The organism is Micromonospora sp. NPDC005206, from assembly GCF_040608175.1.
Taxonomy (GTDB): domain Bacteria; phylum Actinomycetota; class Actinomycetes; order Mycobacteriales; family Micromonosporaceae; genus Micromonospora.
In genome coordinates this window covers 397,579-417,347 of record NZ_JBEXHU010000001.1, presented here as the reverse complement: position 1 = coordinate 417,347, position 19,769 = coordinate 397,579, and the positions used below count along the sequence as shown (strand labels likewise).

Annotated in this window: 15 protein-coding genes; 5 read left to right on the top strand and 10 right to left on the bottom strand. The window is 71.2% G+C overall.

Annotated elements, in window-relative coordinates:
* The first annotated feature begins 100 nt into the window (after positions 1 to 100).
* The gene (locus ABZU69_RS01955) at positions 101 to 1,057 is read left to right on the top strand and encodes a LysR family transcriptional regulator (protein ID WP_354962536.1); all 957 of its coding nucleotides are present in this window, start codon (positions 101 to 103) and stop codon (positions 1,055 to 1,057) included.
* Here ABZU69_RS01955 and ABZU69_RS01950 read toward each other — a convergent pair.
* The 8 genes from ABZU69_RS01950 to ABZU69_RS01915 are packed head-to-tail and all read right to left on the bottom strand — an operon-like array spanning position 1,018 to position 9,160.
* A complete protein-coding gene (locus ABZU69_RS01950) occupies positions 1,018 to 2,220 on the bottom strand; it encodes a VWA domain-containing protein (protein WP_354962535.1) in 1,203 nt (400 codons plus the stop codon). The genes ABZU69_RS01955 and ABZU69_RS01950 overlap by 40 nt on opposite strands.
* The gene (locus ABZU69_RS01945) at positions 2,217 to 3,032 is read right to left on the bottom strand and encodes an SRPBCC family protein (protein WP_354962534.1); all 816 of its coding nucleotides are present in this window, start codon (positions 3,030 to 3,032) and stop codon (positions 2,217 to 2,219) included. Before ABZU69_RS01945 ends, ABZU69_RS01950 begins: the two co-directional genes overlap by 4 nt.
* The gene (locus ABZU69_RS01940) at positions 3,029 to 3,898 is read right to left on the bottom strand and encodes a MoxR family ATPase (protein WP_354962533.1); all 870 of its coding nucleotides are present in this window, start codon (positions 3,896 to 3,898) and stop codon (positions 3,029 to 3,031) included. Before ABZU69_RS01940 ends, ABZU69_RS01945 begins: the two co-directional genes overlap by 4 nt.
* Positions 3,895 to 4,470 (bottom strand): nucleotidyltransferase family protein, encoded by a 576-nt coding sequence (locus ABZU69_RS01935; RefSeq protein ID WP_354962532.1) that lies wholly within the window; start codon positions 4,468 to 4,470, stop codon positions 3,895 to 3,897. The genes ABZU69_RS01940 and ABZU69_RS01935 overlap by 4 nt, the downstream gene beginning before the upstream one ends.
* Positions 4,471 to 4,473: 3 nt before the next feature.
* On the bottom strand, positions 4,474 to 5,340 hold the full coding sequence (locus ABZU69_RS01930) for an XdhC family protein (RefSeq protein WP_354962531.1): 867 nt from the start codon (positions 5,338 to 5,340) through the stop codon (positions 4,474 to 4,476).
* A 9-nt stretch (positions 5,341 to 5,349) separates the two neighbouring features.
* The gene (locus ABZU69_RS01925) at positions 5,350 to 7,740 is read right to left on the bottom strand and encodes an aerobic carbon-monoxide dehydrogenase large subunit (RefSeq protein ID WP_354962530.1); all 2,391 of its coding nucleotides are present in this window, start codon (positions 7,738 to 7,740) and stop codon (positions 5,350 to 5,352) included.
* The gene (locus ABZU69_RS01920; RefSeq protein ID WP_354962529.1) at positions 7,737 to 8,285 is read right to left on the bottom strand and encodes a (2Fe-2S)-binding protein; all 549 of its coding nucleotides are present in this window, start codon (positions 8,283 to 8,285) and stop codon (positions 7,737 to 7,739) included. The genes ABZU69_RS01925 and ABZU69_RS01920 overlap by 4 nt, the downstream gene beginning before the upstream one ends.
* Before the next feature lie 2 nt (positions 8,286 to 8,287).
* Positions 8,288 to 9,160, bottom strand: coding sequence for a xanthine dehydrogenase family protein subunit M (locus tag ABZU69_RS01915; RefSeq protein ID WP_354962528.1), 873 nt, complete (start codon positions 9,158 to 9,160; stop codon positions 8,288 to 8,290).
* A gap of 118 nt (positions 9,161 to 9,278) precedes the next feature.
* Here ABZU69_RS01915 and ABZU69_RS01910 point away from each other — a divergent pair, with 118 nt between their 5' ends.
* The 4 genes from ABZU69_RS01910 (at position 9,279) to nrfD (ending at position 15,756) form a co-directional block, all read left to right on the top strand.
* Positions 9,279 to 10,352: an XdhC/CoxI family protein gene (locus tag ABZU69_RS01910; protein ID WP_354962527.1), complete on the top strand. Its 1,074-nt coding sequence runs from the start codon at positions 9,279 to 9,281 to the stop codon at positions 10,350 to 10,352.
* A 90-nt stretch (positions 10,353 to 10,442) separates the two neighbouring features.
* Positions 10,443 to 13,718: a formate dehydrogenase gene (fdh, locus tag ABZU69_RS01905; RefSeq protein WP_354962526.1), complete on the top strand. Its 3,276-nt coding sequence runs from the start codon at positions 10,443 to 10,445 to the stop codon at positions 13,716 to 13,718.
* Positions 13,719 to 13,720: 2 nt separating this feature from the next.
* Positions 13,721 to 14,764, top strand: coding sequence for a 4Fe-4S dicluster domain-containing protein (locus tag ABZU69_RS01900; protein WP_354962525.1), 1,044 nt, complete (start codon positions 13,721 to 13,723; stop codon positions 14,762 to 14,764).
* Positions 14,761 to 15,756, top strand: a complete 996-nt coding sequence (nrfD, locus tag ABZU69_RS01895; RefSeq protein ID WP_354962524.1) for an NrfD/PsrC family molybdoenzyme membrane anchor subunit — start codon at positions 14,761 to 14,763, stop codon at positions 15,754 to 15,756. Before ABZU69_RS01900 ends, nrfD begins: the two co-directional genes overlap by 4 nt.
* A gap of 131 nt (positions 15,757 to 15,887) precedes the next feature.
* Here the strand turns inward: nrfD and ABZU69_RS01890 are convergent, their stop codons facing one another.
* Positions 15,888 to 17,444, bottom strand: a complete 1,557-nt coding sequence (locus ABZU69_RS01890) for an OFA family MFS transporter (RefSeq protein WP_354962594.1) — start codon at positions 17,442 to 17,444, stop codon at positions 15,888 to 15,890.
* A 703-nt stretch (positions 17,445 to 18,147) separates the two neighbouring features.
* On the bottom strand, positions 18,148 to 19,725 hold the full coding sequence (locus tag ABZU69_RS01885) for an MDR family MFS transporter (RefSeq protein WP_354962523.1): 1,578 nt from the start codon (positions 19,723 to 19,725) through the stop codon (positions 18,148 to 18,150).
* Positions 19,726 to 19,769: the final 44 nt, after the last annotated feature.

Genomic DNA, 19,769 nt, shown 5'->3' with positions numbered 1-19,769 from the left:
GTGAACTGGAGCTGGTGGCGAGGTGCATCGGCGGGGGATGATCGTGGTTCGTCTCGACGGAGAGCCGAACCACGCGATCGGGCGGGGAGGTGGGGCGCCGATGACCCCGACGCAGCTGCGCGCGTACGTCGCCGTGGTCCGGTTGGGGTCCGTCAAGCAGGCCGCCGCCGAGCTTGAGGTGTCCGAGTCGGCCGTGTCGCTCCACGTCGCACAGTTGCGCAGGGAGTTCGGGGACAAGCTGTTCAGCAAGACGGCGGCGGGCCTCGCGTTCACCCCGGGTGGGCTCCGGCTGGCCAGTCGGGCGGCGGAGCTGTTGGGTCTGCAGGATCGGACGATGCTCGAGGTGAGCGCCGCGAAACGCGGTCGACGGTTGCTGCGGGTGGCCGCGTCCAGCCTGTTCGCCGAGTTCGCCGCGCCGGGGCTGATCGAGCTGTTCGCGAAGCGGGCCGCCGACCTCGATGTGGAGCTGAGCGTGCGCAACCCGGGCTCGTTCGAGTCGCTGTTGCTGACCCGGGCCGCGGACATCGCGGTCGGGCCGCAGCCGCCGGTCGTCGACGGGGCGATCGCCTGCCGGCCGATGATGAACTACCGGCTCGTGCTTGTGGTCGGCCCGGATCATCCGCTGGCCGGTGTGCCGGCGTCCCCGGGGCAGTTGCGGGAGCAGACCTGGCTGCTCGGCCCGTCGGCGGCCGCCGACCTGGGCGCGGTCCCCATGATGCTGCGCCGGCTGGCCGTGCCCGACGACCGGCAGCAGATCTTCCAGAGCCACGCCGCGGCACTGGGGGAGGCCAAGCGGGGCAGGGGCGTCTCGCCGGCGCTCTCGTTCACCGTCGCGCCGGACGTGCGCGAGGGCCAGCTCCAGCAGGTGGTGGGGCCACACGCCACCGTCGAGGCGGTGTGGCATTCGCAGGTGCTGGCCGGTCCGGGCCCCCTGTCGGCGGCCGCCGAGCTGTCGCGGTTCTCGTCGACTCCTCGGGCGATTCAGGCGATGATGCGCGGCGCGGGCGTCAGCATCGGTCACTTCAAGCCGTCGGTGCACGTGACGCTCTGGAGCTGACGGGCGGCGAGCAGCAGGTCCCCGAACGTGCCGGCCGGCAGCAGCCGGTCGCAGTAGGGGAGCGCGGCGGCCATGCCGCCGGCCCGGGGAGCGAAGCCGGGGGCGCCGGCGCGCGGATTCAACCAGACGATCCGGTATGCGCGGCGGCGCAGTCGGGCCATCACGGCGGCGAGTTCGTCGGGCGGGTCGCTGTCCCAGCCATCCGAGCCGATCACCAGCACGGCCCCGCGGACGGCGTCCGCGTGCCGGGAGCTGAGCAGGGCGCGCAGGTTCGTGGCGATCCGGGTGCCGCCGTACCGGTCGGTCACGGCCGCGCTGGCTCGCGCGACCGCCTCGGCGGCCGAGGTGTGTCGCAGCACCACCGTGAGCCGGGTCAGCGTCGTCGCGAACGCGAACGTCTCCGCCTCGGCGACGACCGCGAACGCCCGCATCAGGTGCAGGTACGCGGTCGCCTGCGCCCGCATCGACTCGCTGACGTCGCAGAGCAGCACGACCCGGCGTGGTCGCCGGACCGGCCGCTCGCGGACGACCTGGACGGGTTCCCACCCGGTGCGGCGGGCCCGGGTGATCGTGGGCCGCAGCGCGATCCGCCGTCCGGTCGGGCTGACGGCGTGCCGCCGGGCGCGGCGGGTCGGCCAGCCGTCGACGGCCGCGCGGAGGGCGTCACCGAGCTGCGTGACCTGCGCGGCGTCGAGTTCGTCGAACGGCCGGTCGGCGAGCCCGGCGAGGGCGCTGGGGCGTCGCTCGGGCAGCCGCAGCGCGGTGTCGCATTCCGCCGACTCGGCGACGGCCGGCGGCAGCGTCGCCCACGGCAGTCCGCCGCCCGGACCATCGTCGGCAGCGCCGGTGGGCACCGGCACGTGTACGTCGTCGCGGTCGCCCGCCGGCGTGGCGGATCGGTTCGGTGGTGGCAGCGGTGGCGCGTCCGCGAAGACGGCTGCGAAGACGCTGTCGAACGCGGCCAGGTCGGCGTGCCGCCGGACCAGGCTGATTCGGGCGGTCCAGTAGAGCGTGGACATCGAGTCGGGTGGGCTGGCGTCGAGCGCCCGGACGAAGTCGTCGATGTCGGTGAGCCCGGCGGGGACGCCGGCGTGCCGCAGCCGGCCGGCGAACGCCACCGCGAACGCGGCCCGGTCGATCCCGCGCAGCAGGGCCGGACTCACCGGCGCGCGACCAGCCAGGCGATCACCGCGCCGACCGCGACGAGACCGACGAGCACCGGTACGAGCCGCTTGGTGATCGAACCGCCCGCGATGCTGAGCAGGTCGAGTGCCTCCGGTTCGGCGGCCGGCGTGGCGCGCAGGGTGCCGGTCGAAGGCTCGGCAGCCGACGGCTCCAGCGGTGGCGGCTCGACCGGCGACGGCTCGACCGGCGAGGGCGCGACGGCGGCGGTGACGGGTGTGGCCGCGACCGCTGCGGCGGACGCGGCCGGGAGGGGGCCGGGTTCGGGCTGCGCGGTCGACGTGGCGTGCTCGGACTCGGGTCGGGGTGCCGGCACGGTCGCTGCGCCGTCGGCGGCCGTCGGCGTCTCCTCGGCCGCCAGCGTGGCTTCCAGGTTGCTGACGAACTGGGCCAGTAGCTTGCCGGACACCTCCTTGATCATGCCGCTGCCGAACTGGGCCAGCTTCCCCGAGATCTTCAGGTCGGTGTCCACGCTGACCAGCGTCCGGTCGCCCTCCGGCCGGAGGTGGGCGGTGACCAGAGCTGAGGCGTTCCCCGTCGACCGGGCGTCGCGGCCCTTCGCGTCGATCACCCCGCGGTACGCCGCCTCGTCCTTCTCGACGAACCGCGCGGTGCCCGCGAACTCCGAGACGACCGGCCCGACCTTGACCTTCACCCTGCCGCGGTAGATGTCACCGTCGACGCCGGTCAGTTGGGCGCCCGGCAGGCACGGCGCGATCCCTTCGAGGTCGGTGAGCACGGCCCAGGCCCGCTCGATTGGAACGGCGACCGCGAACTCATTGGTGATCTTCATACCTGACTCTCCTGGTGGGGGCCGAGCGCGGCGGCGACGACGGCACGGTCGTCAGCGGTCTTGGCGATGGCGCCGATGGTCCGGGAAACCTCGGCGGTGGCCAGGTCGGCGGCGCCCAGCACGGACAGCGCGGACACCCAGTCGATGGTCTCCGCCATCCCTGGCGCCTTCTCCAACCCCAGGCCCCGCACGTCGCCGATGAACTGCACCGCTGTACGGATCAGCGGTTCGGTCGCGCCCGGCACGGCCCGGCGGACGATCTCCACGGCCCGGTCCGGTTCGGGGAAGTCGATCCAGTGGTACAGGCAGCGGCGACGCAGCGCGTCGTGCAGTTCCCGGCTGCGGTTGGAGGTGAGCACCACGACGGGCGGCGTACGAGCGGTGAACGTGCCGAGTTCGGGGATCGTCACCCCGGCCTCGCCGAGGAACTCGAACAGCAGCGCCTCGAACTCGTCGTCGGCGCGATCGATCTCGTCGATCAGCAGGACCGGCGGGACCGGTCCCTGATGGCGTACGGCCCGCAGGATCGGCCGTTCCTGGAGGAACTCGGCGCTGAACAGGTCCGCGTCGGTGAGCCGGGCGTGCTGCGCCTCGGCGAGCCGGATCGCCAGCAGTTGCCGCTGGTAGTTCCACTCGTAGAGCGCCTCGCCGGCGGTCAGCCCCTCGTAGCACTGCAGCCGGATCAGTGGTGTCTCCAGCGCCCGGGCCAGCGCCTTCGCGGCGGCGGTCTTGCCGACACCGGGTTCGCCCTCCAGCAGCAGCGGCCGGCCGAGCCGCAACGCCAGGAACAGGGCCATCGCCATGCCGTCGTCGACCAGGTAGTCGACGGCGTCGAGGCGGTGCCGGACGGTCAGCGCGTCCTTCACGGCTCTCCCGCCAGCAGCCGCTCGTAGTCCGCGCGGGTGTCCACGTCGATCGGCACCGGCCCGTCGACGGGTACCTCGGTCACCGGGTGGCGACCGGACTGCAGCAGCTTCCACACGGCCCGGTCGCCGTGCAGGTCGTACAGCTCGGGAAGGACCTCGCGGTCGAAGCGGAACGGATGGCCCAGCCCGTCGGCGTACCGGCTCACGGCTAGCGGGGTGGCCGCCGCGGCGACCCGACGGACGTCGGCGGCGCGTACCCCGGGCTGGTCGCCGAGGAGCAGCACGAGCGCGTCGGCGCGCGGGTCCACCGCGCGGGCGGCCGTGCTGACCGACGACCCGCAGCCGCTGCCGAACGCCGGGTTCTCGACGACCTGGCACCCGGTGAGGTCCACCCGGTCGCGGATTCCGCTCGCCGCGCCGCCGAGGGTCACGAGCAGTTGGTCGAAGCCGCACGAGCGGGCCAGGTCAAGGGTCGCGTCGAGCAGCGTTCGCCCCCGGTACGGGAGCAGTTGCTTCGCCTCGCCCAGGCGGACCGACGCCCCGGCGGCGAGCACCAGGCCGGTCGTGAACACGGGCTACGCCGCCGTGTAACGCGCGAGGCAGCCGGGGCAGCAGAACCAGACGTCCTGCCCGTCGACTCGCGCGTACGGCGTTTCCGGCCCGACCAGCACGGTCATCCCGCACACCGGGTCGACGGCCTGCTGTGGCCTCGCCGCCGGCGTACCGGAGGACGGGCTCAGACCCTGCACCCGGATCGCTCGGACCACCTCGGACATGATGGCCAGCGCGATCTCCGGCGGCGTACGCGCGCCGATGTCCAGCCCGGCCGGCGAGTGGACGCGGGCCCGCTCGGGGTCGGTCAACCCCAGCTCGTCGAGCACGACCTCGCCGCGTGTGTGGCTGGCGACCAGCGCGATGAACCGCACGCCGGCGTCCAGCGCGGCCCGGATCGCGTCCTGCTCGCCCCTGCCCAGCCCGGCAACCACGACGGCGGTGCAGCCGGCGTGGTCGTCGGAGGTGACGACGTCGAAGTCCAGGAACGCCGCCAACGTCGCCACCGCGGCGGCGATCGGCGTGTCACCGACCACCCGCAGCGTTGGGGCCGGCAGCATCGGCCGAAGGAAGATCTCGACGGCGCCACCGGAGTGGCACGGGTTCACCACCACCCGCGCTCCCGGCGCCTCGGGGAACGGGGCCGCGCCGTCCGGCAGCACCCGCAGCAGCAGGGCGTCGCCGTCGCGCAGGGCGTCGAGCGCGGCGGCCCGCACCGAACTCTCGGCGCACACCCCGCCCACGAAGCCCTCGATCGAGCCGTCCGCCCGGATCACCGCGGCGTCGCCCGGCCGGGCCGACGTCGGCTCCTGCGCGCGGACCACGGTGGCGTGCACGAACGGCTCGCGGGAGGTGGTCAGCTCCCGGGCGCGGTCCCCGATCGTGGTCATCCTGGCCCCTCAGACCGGCGGCCGGGCCTGGCCGCGCATCGCGTCCCAGACCCGCGACGGCGTCAGCGGCATGTCGGCGTGCCGTACGCCGAAGGGCTTGAGGGCGTCCACGACCGCGTTGACGATCGCCGGGGGAGAACCGACCGTCGCCGACTCGCCGACGCCCTTCGCGCCGATCGGGTGGTGCGGCGACGGGGTGACGGTGAAGCCGGTCTCCCAGTCGGGCACCTCCAGTGACGTCGGGATCAGGTAGTCCATCAGCGACGCGCCGAGGCAGTTGCCGTCCTCGTCGAACGCGATCATCTCCATCAGCGCCATGCCGACCCCGTCGGTCAGCCCGCCGTGCACCTGCCCCTCGATGATCATCGGGTTGATCCGGGTGCCACAGTCGTCCACCGCGATGAACCGTCGCACCTTCACCTGCGCGGTGCCGGGATCGATGTCCACCACGCAGATGTACGCGCCGTGCGGGTACGTCAGGTTCGACGGGTTGTAGCAGATCTGCGCCTCCAGCCCGCCCTCGATGCCCTCGGGCAGGTCACCCGCGCCGTGCGCGCGCATGGCGATGTCCTGGATTGTGACGGACGTGCCCGGGTCGCCCTTGACGTGGAACGCGCCCTTCTCCCACTCCAGGTCCGCCACCGAGACCTCGAGCATGCCCGAGGCGATGATCCGGGCCTTGTCGCGGACCTTGCGCGCCACCAGGGCGGCCGCCGCGCCGGACACGGGCGTCGAGCGGCTGCCGTACGTGCCGAGGCCGAACGGGGTGTTGTCGGTGTCGCCGTGCAGCACCTCGATGTCGGCCGGCGGGATCCCGATCTCCTCGGCGACGATCTGCGCGAACGTGGTCTCGTGCCCCTGGCCCTGGGACTGCACGCTCAGGCGTACCACGGCCTTGCCGGTCGGGTGGACGCGCAGCTCGCAGCCGTCGGCCATGCCCAGCCCGAGAATGTCCATGTTCTTGCGGGGGCCGGCGCCGACCGCCTCGGTGAAGAACGCGATGCCGATGCCCATCAGCTCGCCCCGGGCGCGCTTCTCCTCCTGCTCACGGCGCAGCTCGGCGTAGCCGGCCATGTCCATCGCGAGCCGCATGGTCGGCTCGTAGTTGCCGGAGTCGTACACCCAGCCGGTCTTCGTCGTGTACGGGAACTGCTCCGGCTGGATGAAGTTCTTCAGCCGCAGTTCGGCCGGGTCCATGCCCAGTTCGTCGGCGAGACAGTCGACGATCCGCTCGACCAGGTAGACCGCCTCGGTGATCCGGAACGAGCAGGCGTACGCGACGCCGCCGGGCGCCTTGTTGGTGTAGACCGCCGTCATGCTGCAGTAGGCGGCCTCGATGTCGTAGCTGCCGGTGAAGACTCCGAAGAAGCCGGCCGGGTACTTCACCGGCGCGGCGGTGCCGTTGAACGCGCCGTGGTCGGCCAGCACGTTGGTCCGGATGCCGAGGATCCGGCCGTCCCGGGTCGCCGCGATCTCACCGCGCATGATGTAGTCGCGGGCGAAGCCGGTACTGATCAGGTTCTCCGACCGGTCCTCCATCCACTTCACCGGTTTGCCCGTGACGATCGAGGCGACGATCGCGCAGACGTACCCGGGGTAGATGGGGACCTTGTTGCCGAATCCGCCGCCGATGTCCGGCGCGATCACCTGGATCTTGTGCTCGGGCAGGCCCGCGACGATGGCGTAGAGGGTGCGGTGCGCGTGCGGCGCCTGGGTGGTGGACCAGAGCCGCAGCTTGCCCTCGACGGCGTCGAAGTCGGCGACCGCCCCACACGTCTCCATCGGCGCCGGGTGCACCCGGGGGTAGACGAGATCCTGGCTGACCACGACGTCCGCGCGTGCGAACACCGCCTCGGTGGCCGCCGCGTCGCCGGTCTCCCAGTCGAAGCAGTGGTTGTTCGTCTTGCCTTCCAGGTCGTCGCGGATCAGCGGGGCGTCCGGCTCCAACGCCCGGCGGGCGTCGATCACCGGGTCGAGGACGTCGTACTCGACGTCGATCAACTCCAAAGCGTCGCGCGCCGCGTAGCGGTCCTCGGCGACGACGAACGCGACCTCCTGGCCCTGGAAGCGCACCTTGTCGGTGGCGAGCACGGCCTGCACGTCGTTGGAGAGGGTCGGCATCCAGGCCAGGCCCTGCTGTGCCAGCATCGCCCCGGTCACCACCGCCATCACCCCGGGCGACGCCTCGGCGGCGCTCGTGTCGATGCTGAGGATCCGGGCGTGCGCCACCGGCGACCGGAGAATCGCCAGGTGCAGCATGCCGGGCAGTTGGACGTCGTCGACGTACCGGCCGCGACCGCGGAGGAACCGGGGGTCCTCCTTGCGCAGCATCCGGCCGTACCCGACGGGTTTCTGGTCGTTGTCGTGGAACGTGTCCACGCGCTCGTGCACGGTGGTCATGCGGCGGCCTCCGCGGTCTGGCCGGCGTCGGCGATCTCGCCGGCCGCACTCGATTCGGTGGTCTCGGCGACCTGGGCGGCGGCCTGCGCCTCGGCCACGGCGGCCCAGCGGACCGAGCGGACGATGGTCGCGTAACCCGTGCACCGGCAGATCTGACCCGAGATCGCCTCCCGGATCTCCGACTCGCTCGGGTCGGGGTTGCGGTCGAGCAGCGCTCGGGCGGTCATCATCATCCCTGGTGTGCAGAAGCCGCACTGCAGGCCGTGGCACTGCATGAAACCCTCTTGGATCGGGTCGAGCTGGGCGCCCTTGGCGAGGCCCTCGACGGTACGCACCTGGTGGCCGCCGGCCATCGCGGCGAGCACCGTGCACGACTTCACCGGCTCGCCGTCCAACCAGACCACGCAGGTGCCGCAGTTGCTGGTGTCGCAGCCCCAGTGCGTGCCGGTCAGGCCCAGCACGTCCCGCAGGAAGTGCACCAGCAGCAGCCGGGCCTCGATCTCCCGGGTGACCTCGACGTCGTTGACGGTCATCGTGACCTGCATGCTCAACTCCTCGCCCGTTCGACGGCCCGGCGCAGGGTCCGTCTGGTCAGCTCGGCGGCCAGATGCCGCTTGTAGTCGGCGCTGCCGCGCTGGTCGGTCGCCGGCTCGCAGCTGGCCGCGGCGATCGCCCCGGCCTGCTCGTACAGGCTCTCGGAGGGCTCCCGCCCACGCAGCGCCGCCGAGATCTCCGGGATGCCCGTCGTGTTCGGGCCGACCGCCGCGAGCCCGACCCGGGCGTCCACGATCGCGCCGCCGTCGAGCCACACCGCCGCGCCGGCCGACACGACAGCCCAGTCGCCGGCCCGGCGCTCAACCTTCTGGTACGCGCTGCCGCATCCGGGCCGCACCGGCAGCCGCACCTCGACCAGCATCTCGTCGTCCCCGACTGCTGTCTCGTACGGCCCGACGTGGAACTCCTCCATGGACACGACCCGTTCTGCGCCACCCGGGCCGCGGATCACGCACCGCGCGTCCAGGGTCGTGCAGACCGCCGAGAGGTCCTCGGACGGGTCGGCCTGGCAGAGCGAGCCGCCCAGCGTGCCCCGGTTGCGCACCACCGGGTCCGCGATCACCCGTTCGGCGTCGGCGAAGATGGGGAACGCCGCGGCCAGTTGGGCGGACTCGAGCAGCTCCCGATGTCGGGTGAGCGCGCCGATCCGTACCTCGTTCGGGCCCGTTTCGATGTAGCCGAGCTCGGGGTGCAGGTCGTTGATGTCGATGAGATAGTCGAAGTTGGCCAGCCGGAGCTTCATCATCGGCAGCAGGCTGTGCCCTCCGGCGATCAGCCGTGCGGTGCTGCCCAGCCGCTCCAGCAGGCCGATGGCATGGTCCACACTGGTGGCTCGCTCGTACTCGAACGGTGCCGGCACCTGCATGTCGCACCTCCGTGGTTGCGGAGAATCTCATCCCGGCGCCGGCCGAAGTCAACGGCGACCTAAGCAGTTGCTTAGGTCGCCGTTGACGGTGCCGCCGACGCTCGCGGATCGTGCGGTCATGAGGGACATCGTCGACGGACTGACCGGCTGGCGCGCCGCTGGTGTTCCGTTTGCCGTCGCGACCGTCGTCCGAACCTGGCAGTCGGCGCCCCGGCAGCCCGGCGCGGCCATGGCCGTCTCCGCCGGCGGCGAGGTCCTGGGCAGCATCTCGGGCGGGTGTGTCGAGGGCGCCGTCTACGAGCTCTGCCGGGCTGCGGTCGAGACCGGCAAGGCCCGCACCCAGACCTATGGCGTCAGCGACGACGACGCGTTCGACGTCGGCCTGACCTGCGGCGGCACGATCGAGATCCTGGTCCAGCCGGATGTCGCGATGACCGAGCCCGACGAGGTGTTCGCGGCGGTCCGGGACGGCCGGCCGGTCGCCACGGCATCGGTCGAGAACGCGCAGCTGGTGGTCTGGCCCGACCGGGTCGCGGGCAGCCTCGGCGCGTCCGAGCTGGACGACGCGGCGGCCCGCCACGCCGCCGGCATGCTTGCCCTGGGCGCAACGGGCATGGTCCACCTGGGCCGGCGGGGGGAGGAGCGGCTCGACGACGTGTCCGTGTTCGTCCAGTCGTACGTGCCCCCACCCCGGATGATCATTTTCGGCGCGATCGACTTCGCCGCCGCGATGGCCCGGATCGGCGGGTTCCTCGGCTACCACGTCACGGTCTGCGACGCCCGCCCGGTGTTCGCCACTCGCACACGCTTCCCGGACGTCGACGACCTCGTCGTCCAGTGGCCGCACAAGTACCTGGAGTCGACGACGGTCGACGACCGCACGGTGCTCTGCGTCCTGACCCACGACCCGAAGTTCGACGTGCCGCTGCTCGAGGTCGCCCTGCACACCCCAGCCCGCTACATCGGTGCGATGGGCAGCCGCCGTACGCACTCGGACCGGCTGCGACGGCTGCGCGAGGCGGGCGTGAGCGACGCCGCCCTGGCCCGGCTCTCCTCGCCGATCGGGCTGGACCTCGGCGCGCGCACGCCGGAGGAGACGGCCGTGGCGATCGCCGCCGAGATCATCGCTCAGGCCTGGGGTGGCTCGGGTCGCCCGCTCACCGACCTTGAGACCCCGATCCACCGCCCCTGACCCAGCTGCGGGATCCCCTGCGCGCCGGTCGGCCGCTCATCTATTGTCAGTCTGTTCACTTTTTATCGCTTTCGTCGGAAAGGTGCAGTGATGGGAGTGCGCCGCTGGGTCGAAAGCTGGCCGCTCTACCGTCAGCTCACCGGCACCGACCCGCTGGGCCGGGGCGCCGCGGCCAAGTCCGCCCGCTCCCTGTCGCTCACCGCCCGCACCGACACCGCCGACTCGGTGGCCAAGTCCGTCTGTCCCTACTGCGCCGTCGGCTGCGCGCAGCGGGTGTACGTCAAGGACGGGCAGGTCACCCAGATCGAAGGCGACCCGGACAGCCCGATCTCCCAGGGTCGGCTCTGTCCGAAGGGTTCAGCCAGCAAGAGCCTGGTGACCAGCCCGTTGCGCCAGACGACGATCCGCTACCGCCGGCCGTACGGCACCGAGTGGGAGGATCTCGACCTCGACACGGCGATGAACATGATCGCTGATCGGGTGCTGGCCGCCCGGGACGAGACGTGGGAGGACGTCGACGGCGAGGGCCGGCCGCTCAACCGGACGCTGGGGATCTCCAGTCTGGGTGGGGCGACGCTGGACAACGAGGAGAACTACCTCATCAAGAAGTTGTTCACCGCGATGGGGGCGCTCCAGATCGAGAACCAGGCCCGTATTTGACACTCCGCCACCGTCCCCGGTCTGGGGACCAGCTTCGGTCGTGGCGGCGCCACCCAGTTCCAGCAGGACCTGGCCAACTCCGACGTGATCATCATTCAGGGTTCGAACATGGCCGAGGCGCACCCGGTGGGCTTCCAGTGGGTGATGGAGGCCAAGCGCCGGGGTGCGAAGGTCTTCCACGTCGATCCCCGGTTCACCCGGACCAGCGCGCTGGCTGACTCGTACCTGCCGATCCGGGCGGGCACCGACATCGCCCTGCTGGGCGGGGTGGTGCGCTACATCCTGGAGAACGAACTCGACTTCCGCGAGTACGTCGTCTCCTACACCAACGCCGCCACCATCGTGACCGAGGAGTACCTCGACACCGAGGATCTGCACGGCCTCTTCTCCGGCTTCAAGGAGGAGAACGCCAGCTACGACCAGAAGAGCTGGCGGTACGAGGGGTACGGGCAGAACGCCGCGACACGGGACACCGAGACACAGCGGGAAACCGCTGCCGGGCTGGAGCACGAGTCGCACGGCGCGCCGCTGAATGGGCAGACCGAGCGGGACGAGACGTTGCAGCACCCGCGCTGCGTCTACCAGATCCTCAAGCGGCACTATGCCCGCTACACGCCGGAGATGGTCGAGCAGGTCTGCGGCATCTCCCAGGAGAAGTTCCTCGAGCTGGCCCAGGCCTGGACGCGGAACTCGGGCCGGGAACGCACCGGCATGCTCGTGTACTCGGTGGGCTGGACGCAGCACAGCGTGGGCGTGCAGTACATCCGCACGGGCGCGATCATTCAGTTGCTCCTGGGCAACATGGGTCGCCCGGGCGGCGGGGTGATGGCGCTGCGGGGGCATGCCAGCATCCAGGGCTCGACGGACATCCCGACGCTGTTCAACCTGCTGCCGGGTTACCTGCCGATGCCGCACCACGCCGACCACCCGACGCTGGACGAGTGGGTGGAAAGCATCCGCCACCCGGGTCAGAAGGGCTTCTGGGGCAACGCGCGCACCTACGGGGTGAACCTCCTCAAGGCGTACTGGGGGGACGCGGCCACCGCCGAGAACGACTACTGCTACGGCTACCTGCCGCGGATGACCGGCGATCACGGCACGTACCAGCAGGTCCTGGACATGATCGACGGGAAGGTCAAGGGGTACTTCCTGCTGGGGCAGAACCCGGCGGTCGGTTCGGCGCACGGGCGGGCGCAGCGCCTCGGTATGGCGAACCTGGACTGGCTGGTGGTCCGGGATCTGTTCATGATCGAGAGCGCCACGTTCTGGCAGCACGCCCCGGAGATCGAGACCGGCGAGATCGTGCCAGAGGAGTGCCGCACCGAAGTGTTCTTCCTGCCCGCGGCCTCCCATGTGGAGAAGGAGGGGACCTTCACCCAGACGCAGCGGTTGCTGCAGTGGCGGGAGAAGGCCGTCGAACCGCCAGGCGACGCCCGTTCCGAGCTGTGGTTCTTCTACCACCTCGGCCGCATCATCCGGGAACGGTTGGCCAAGTCGACCCGACCCCGCGACCGGGCGCTGCTCGACCTGAACTGGCGCTACCCCACGCACGGGCCGACGGCCGAGCCGAGCGCCGAGGCGGTGCTGTACGAGATCAACGGTTACGAGGTGGCCAGCGGACGACCGCTGTCGACGTTCACCGAGATGAAGGACGATGGCTCCACCGCCGGTGGGTGCTGGATCTACACGGGCGTGTACGCGGACGGGGTGAACCAGGCGGCCCGGCGCAAGTCCCGCCACGAGCAGGACTGGGTGGCCGCGGAGTGGGGCTGGGCCTGGCCGGCGAACCGGCGCATCCTCTACAACCGGGCGTCCGCCGACCCGGACGGCAGGCCGTGGAGCGAGCGCAAGAAGTACGTCTGGTGGGACCCGGAGAAGGCCCAGTGGACCGGCTACGACGTGCCGGACTTCGAGAAGACCAAACCACCTTCCTATCGGCCGCCCCCGGGCTCCTCGGGCGTGGCGGGGCTCGCCGGCGACGACCCGTTCGTCCTCCAGAGCGACGGCAAGGGCTGGCTGTACGCGCCCACCGGCGTACTCGACGGGCCGTTGCCCACGCACTACGAGCCGGTCGAGTCGCCGGTGCGCAATCCGCTCTACCGGCAGCAGGCCAACCCGACCCGCAAGGTCTACACACACCCGATCAACACGCTCAACCCGAGCCCGCCGGAGCCACACAGCCAGGTCTTCCCGTACGTGTTCACGGCCAGCCGACTCACCGAACACCACACCGCGGGTGCGATGAGCCGCATGGTCCGCCCGCTGGCCGAGCTGCAACCGGAGATGTTCGTCGAGGTGTCCCCGGAGCTGGCCGCCGAGGTCGGGCTGAACCACCTGGGCTGGGCCCACCTGATCAGCACCCGCGCCGCCATCGAGGCAAAGGTGCTGGTAACCGACCGGCTCACGCCGCTGCGGGTGGACGGCCGCATCATCCACCAGCTCTGGCTGCCGTACCACTTCGGCTTCGAGGGCCTGGTGACCGGCGACTCGGCGAACGACCTGTTCGGGATCAGCCTCGACCCCAACGTCCTGATCCAGGAGAGCAAGGTCGGCACCTGCGACGTCCGGCCCGGTCGGCGCCCGAGAGGCCAGGACCTGTTGGACCTCCTCGTCGACTACCGGCGGCGGTCCGGGGATCTCGGCCCGCACTATCCACCGCAGGTCACGACCGACGCCCCCGACAGCGGCCGCGACCCGGAGGTCTGACCATGCCCCATGTCAACAGCCTGTACGGCCCGCTCGACCCGGCGCCGGACGCCGGCTACGTCGATGCCCCGCCGCGGATGGGCTTCTTCACCGACACCAGCGTCTGCATCGGCTGCAAGGCCTGCGAGGTGGCCTGTAAGGAATGGAACCTCGTTCCGGAGAGCGGCCTCGACCTGCTGGGCATGTCGTACGACAACACCGGGGCCTTGACCGCGAACTCGTGGCGGCACGTCGCGTTCGTCGAGCAGCCCCGTTCGGCCGGCTGGGCGACACCGGCGTTCGAGCAGGATCCGGACGGGCCGTCGATCAGCCCGATGACGGCGGCGGTCGGCGCGCGTACCAGCACCGACACCGGGACGATTCCGGGTCTGCCGCCCGGCTCGCCGGCAGCGGCGGCCCGGATGTCGGGCGGGCCGGAGTTCCTCGGGATGCCGGGGGCGCAGCCGCCGGGTCGGGGTACGGGTGTGGAGCAGCGGACGGATTTTCGGTGGTTGATGATGTCGGATGTGTGCAAGCACTGCACGCATGCGGCGTGTCTGGATGTGTGTCCGACGGGTTCGTTGTTCCGTACGGAGTTCGGCACGGTGGTGGTGCAGGAGGACATCTGCAATGGGTGTGGTTACTGCATTTCCGCGTGCCCGTACGGGGTGATCGATCAGCGTAAGGATGATGGTCGGGCGTGGAAGTGCACGTTGTGTTATGACCGGCTTGGTGCGGGGATGACGCCGGCGTGTGCGCAGGCGTGTCCGACGGAGTCGATTCAGTACGGGCCTCTGGACGAGTTGCGGGAGCGGGCCGCGGCGCGGGTGGCGACTTTGCATGAGCAGGGTGTGCCGGAGGCGCGGTTGTATGGGCATGATCCGAACGACGGGGTGGGTGGTGATGGTGCGTTCTTCCTGTTGTTGGATGAGCCGGAGGTGTACGGGCTGCCACCGGACCCGATCGTGACGACCCGCGACCTGCCGGCCATGTGGAAACGCGCCGGCCTGGCCGCACTGGTCATGACCGCCGCCGCGACGGTCGCGTTCCTGGGCGGGCGGCCATGACGGACGCGATGCCGCCCGGTCGAGGGCGGGGCCACGGCGGCGAGCAGCTCACCGTGCCGCCGGCCGACTTCAGCTCCTACTACGGCCGGCCGGTCCTCAAGCCGCCCGTGTGGAAACACGACATCGCTGGCTACCTGTTCACCGGCGGCCTCGCCGCCGGAAGTGCGCTGATCGGAGCTGGCGCCCAACTGACCGGGCGACCCGGGCTGCGTACGGTGGGCCGCTGGGCCGCCCTCGGCGGCGTCGCCGCCAGCACGTACCTGCTGGTTCACGACCTCGGGCGGCCGGACCGGTTCCACCACATGCTCCGGGTCGCCAAGCTGACGTCGCCGATGTCGGTCGGCACCTGGATCCTCGCCGCATTCGGGCCGATGGCCGGCGTGGCGGCGGTCGCCGAACTGGCGCCGCTGCTCCCGCAGCACGGTGCGCTCGGCCTCGCCCGCCGGTTGGCGCCCCCCATCGGCGACGTCGCCGGCCTGGCAGCCGCGGCCACCGCGCCGGCGCTGGCCACGTACACCGGGGTACTGCTCGCCGACACCGCCGTGCCGGCCTGGCACGACGCGTACCCCTCGTTGCCGTTCGTCTTCGCGGGCAGCGCTCTCGCCGCCGCGTCCGGGGTCGGCCTGATCGCGGCGCCGGCCGCGGAGACCGCCCCGCTACGGCGGCTCGCCCTGGCCGCCGCGACCATCGAACTTGTCGGCGGTCGCCGGTTGGAGCGGCTGGGCCTGACCGGCGAGCCCTATGCGCACGGACGCAGCGGCCGAATGGTCCGGGCGGGCCGCGCGCTACTCGCCGTGGGCACCGCCGCCGCACTGGTCAGCCGGCGCAGCAAAATCCTGTCAGCGGTCTCCGGCGCGGCCCTCGTGGCATCCTCCGTCGCCACCCGGTTCGGCGTCTTCGAGGCCGGCAGGGTTTCCGCGCGCGATCCGAAGTACACGGTCGTGCCGCAACGCGAGCGGCTCGGCCGGGACGGGTCGACGGCCGGCCGTTAGCGATTAGCGCTCACTGAGCGCATCGGTGGCCGAACCGAGACCGGGGCGCGTCGGCGGTGCGCCGGCAGGCCACCGCTCGACCGCCCGGGGACAGGCACGCTCCGCGAGCCTGTCCCCGGGCGCGGATGACGTCAGCCGGTGAACAACTTCGCGGCGGTGATGGCGGTCTGGACGATGCCGTACCCGAGCAGCACCGTGACGAGCAGCCACGACAGCCAGAGCCGACCGGTCTGGTTGCCGACCTGCTTCGGCACCGAGGGTTGGCTTTCCGGACCGAGGGCTACCGGCTCGGTGACGGTGGCGCGCGCCACGGGCGAGGTTGGCCCCCGGTCGGGCTCGTGGAACCGTTTCGGCACGGCACGGACCAGCAGGTTGGCGATGAAACCGATGGCGAGGACGCCGACCATGGTGAACAGCGCGGGCCGGTACGCCGACGCGGTGAGGGTGCCGGGCTTGCCCTGCGCGTCGAGGATCCCGTTGACGATCAGCGGCCCGGCGATGCCCGCCGCCGACCAGGCGGTCAGAAGCCGGCCGTGGATGGCGCCGACCTGGAAGGTGCCGAACAGGTCCCGCAGGTACGCGGGGGCGGTGGAGAAGCCGCCGCCGTAGAACGAGATGATCGCGGCGGCGATCAGCACGAAGACCGCCGTCGCGGCGTGGCCGGCCACGGCGAGCAGCGCGTAGAGCACCATGCCGACGCCGAGGTAGACCATGTAAATGGGCTTGCGGCCGATGAGGTCGGACGTCGTCGACCAGACGAACCGCCCGGCCATGTTGAACAACGACAGCACTCCCACGAAGCCGGCCGCCGCTGACACCGAGACTTCGCTGACCCCGTTTTCCCGGAAGAAGTCCTGGATCATCGGGCTGGCCTGTTCCAGGATGCCGATGCCCGCGGTGACGTTGCAGAACAGCACGATCCACAGCAACCAGAATGTACGGGTGCGCACGGCGTTCGACGCGGACACGCTCGCCCGTGTCACCAGCGGCTTGCTGGCGACGCGCGCGGGGTCGAACCCGGCGGGCCGCCAGTCCGGCGCGGGAACGCGGACGTTGAACGGCCCGAACATCATGATCACGAAGTATCCGATGGCGAACGTGACGAAGAGTGCCACCAGGGCGTGCCCGGACGCCACCGCAGCCGGATTGGCGGGGTTGTAGCCGGGGTCGTACAGGGAGAGCAGTTGGCGCGCGAGCGGGCCGGCGACCAGGGCGCCGCCGCCGAAACCCATGATTGCCAGCCCGGTCGCGAGGCCGGGCCGGTCCGGGAACCACTTGATCAGCGTGGAGACCGGCGAGATGTAGCCGATGCCGAGCCCGATGCCGCCGATGACGCCGTACCCGAGGTAGAGGAGCCACAGTTGCTGGGTCGCGATGCCGAGCGCACCGACCAGGAACCCGGCGGCCCAGAAACAGGCGGAGACGAACATCGCCCGGCGCGGTCCGTTGCGCTCCACCCACCTGCCGCCCACAGCGGCGGACGAACCCAGCATGACGATGGCGATGCTGAAGATCGCCCCGATCGCCGTCTGGCTGGTGTCGAAGTGCGCGATGAGGGAGTTCTTGTAGACGCTCGTCGCGTAGACCTGCCCGATGCAGACATGTACGGCCAGCGCTGCGGTCGGGATGAGCCAGCGGCTGTATCCCGGTGGAGCGACCGTGTGCCGAGGATCGAGTAACGAGAGCATGGGCATCGTCCGCACCTCCTGCGGCTGAGTAGGCCGGGTGCGCGGCGCAGAGCTCTCCGGAGCCTCGCACCGTCGCATTGCCTACTGGGCAGAATCCGCGCATACCCGGCTCACCGCCGGGTCGGGAATCTCGCCGGACTCACGGCAGTTGGCCGAGCGGCTCCGCCACGGTGGCGGCCCGGCGCACGTCTGGCGTCAGCCGTTGACCGGCTGCACTTCACGTTACGTGGCAACCGCTTCGCAACTCGTCGTTACCGAAAAACGCGGCCACCGCACCGACGGCCAGCGACGCGGCCGAGGGGCTCGCTCCGCTGCCACCTGGCTCCGCGGGCCGCCTGGCGCCACGGGCCACCTGGCTCCGCGGGGCAGGGCGCGGCGACGTCCGCTCGCGCGGCTCGCCAGCGACGTCGGCTCGCGAGCGGAGGAGCCAGTAGTCAGCTCGCGCCCTTTGCTCTGCTCCAACCGACGCAACACTTACGGCCCGAAACTGTTGCGTGGGTTGAAGCAGAGCAAAGGCGGCAGAGGGAGTGCCGGCCCCCGCCCCGGCCCGCCGCGCCCGGCCCTCGGCCCGCCGCGCCCGGCCCTGATCCCCTCGCCCGGGCCCGGCCCTCGCGCCCGGCCCGAGCGGTCCGGCGGGGGGCAGGGGTGTGGGCGCAGTGCGGGGGCGGGCCGATCGGCCCGCCCCCGCCTGCTGTAGTACGGCTCAGTGAATCGCGGCGTTTGCGGCCGCCTCCTCCTGGGCGCGTCGTTCGTCCCCGCTGAGGGTGTGCAGGGGCTTTTCCTTGATGAACAGCACGACGATCAGCGCGATCAGCGCGATCGGCGCGCCGATCAGGAACAGGTCGGCGGTGGCGGTGCCGTAGACGTCCTGCACGATGCGCAGCACCGGCTCGGGCAGGGTGGACAGGTCGGGCACCTCGGCGGAGCCGCCACCGGCCGCGGCCGGGCCGAGTCGCTCGGTCGTCAGCGAGGTAACCCGGCTCGCCAGGACGGCACCCAGGGCGCTGACCCCGATGGCGCCGCCCATGCTGCGGAAGAACGTCAGCACGGAGGTGGTGGCGCCGAGTTCCTGAGCGGGCACGTCGTTCTGCGCGGCGAGCACGAGGTTCTGCATGAGCATGCCGACGCCGATGCCCAGCACGGCCATGTAGACCGACAGGACGACGACGCTGGTGTTGGCGTCGATGGTGCCCAGGAGCAGCATCCCGACGGTCATCACGGCGGCGCCGGCCACGAGGTAGGCCTTCCACCGGCCGAACTTCGTGATGAGCTGGCCGGCCACCGTCGACGAGACGAGCAAACCGAAGATCATCGGAAGGCTCATCAGGCCCGCGACGGTCGGCGACTTGCCCAGCGAGATCTGGAAGTACTGGGACAGGAAGACGGTGCCACCGAACATCGCGACACCGACTAGCACGCTGGCGGCGGTGGCCAGCGAGACCGTGCGATTGCGGAAGATGCCCAGCGGAACGATCGGCTCCGCCGCCCGCGATTCGACGAGAACGGCCAGCGCCAGCAGGACCAGACCGCCCAGGACCATGACGGCCGTCCAGCCCGATGCCCAGGGGAACTTGTTCCCGGCGAGGGACGACCAGATCAGCAGCGTGCACACGCCCGCGGTGATGAGGACGGCGCCCAGCCAGTCGATCTTGAACTTGCGGCGAGCCACCGGGAGGTGCAGGGTGCGCTGCAGCAGGACGATGGACAGGATGGTGAACGGGACCCCGATCAGGAAGCACCACCGCCAGCCCAGCCACGACGTGTCGACGAGCAGACCGCCGATCAGCGGACCGGCGATGGTGCCGACACCGAAGACCGCGCCGAAGATACCGGCGTAGCGGCCCAGCTCGCGCGGCGGGATCATCGCCGCCATGACGATCGTGGCCAGCGCCGTCATGCCGCCGGCGCCGATGCCCTGCACGACCCGGCTGATCAGCAGCACCTCGACGTTCGGCGTGAAGCCCGCGATCAGCGAACCCACCACGAACAGCCCCAGCGACAGTTGGATCAGCAGTTTCTTGCTGTAGAGGTCGGCCATCTTGCCCCACAGCGGCACCGTCGCCGTCATGGCGAGCAGTTCGCTGGTGACGATCCAGGTGTAGACGGTCTGGCTGCCGTTCAGGTCGGCGATGATCCGCGGCAAGGCGTTCGCCACCACCGTGGAGGCGAGGATGGACACGAACATGCCGACCATCAGGCCGGAGAGGGCCTGGAGAACCTCCCGACGCGACATGCGCGTGCCGACGTCGGCAACGTCAGCGGGCGGGGCGGTGGTGGTCATTGACGCTCCCTTTTCGGGGTCTTGATCGGAGTGGCTGCCCCCGG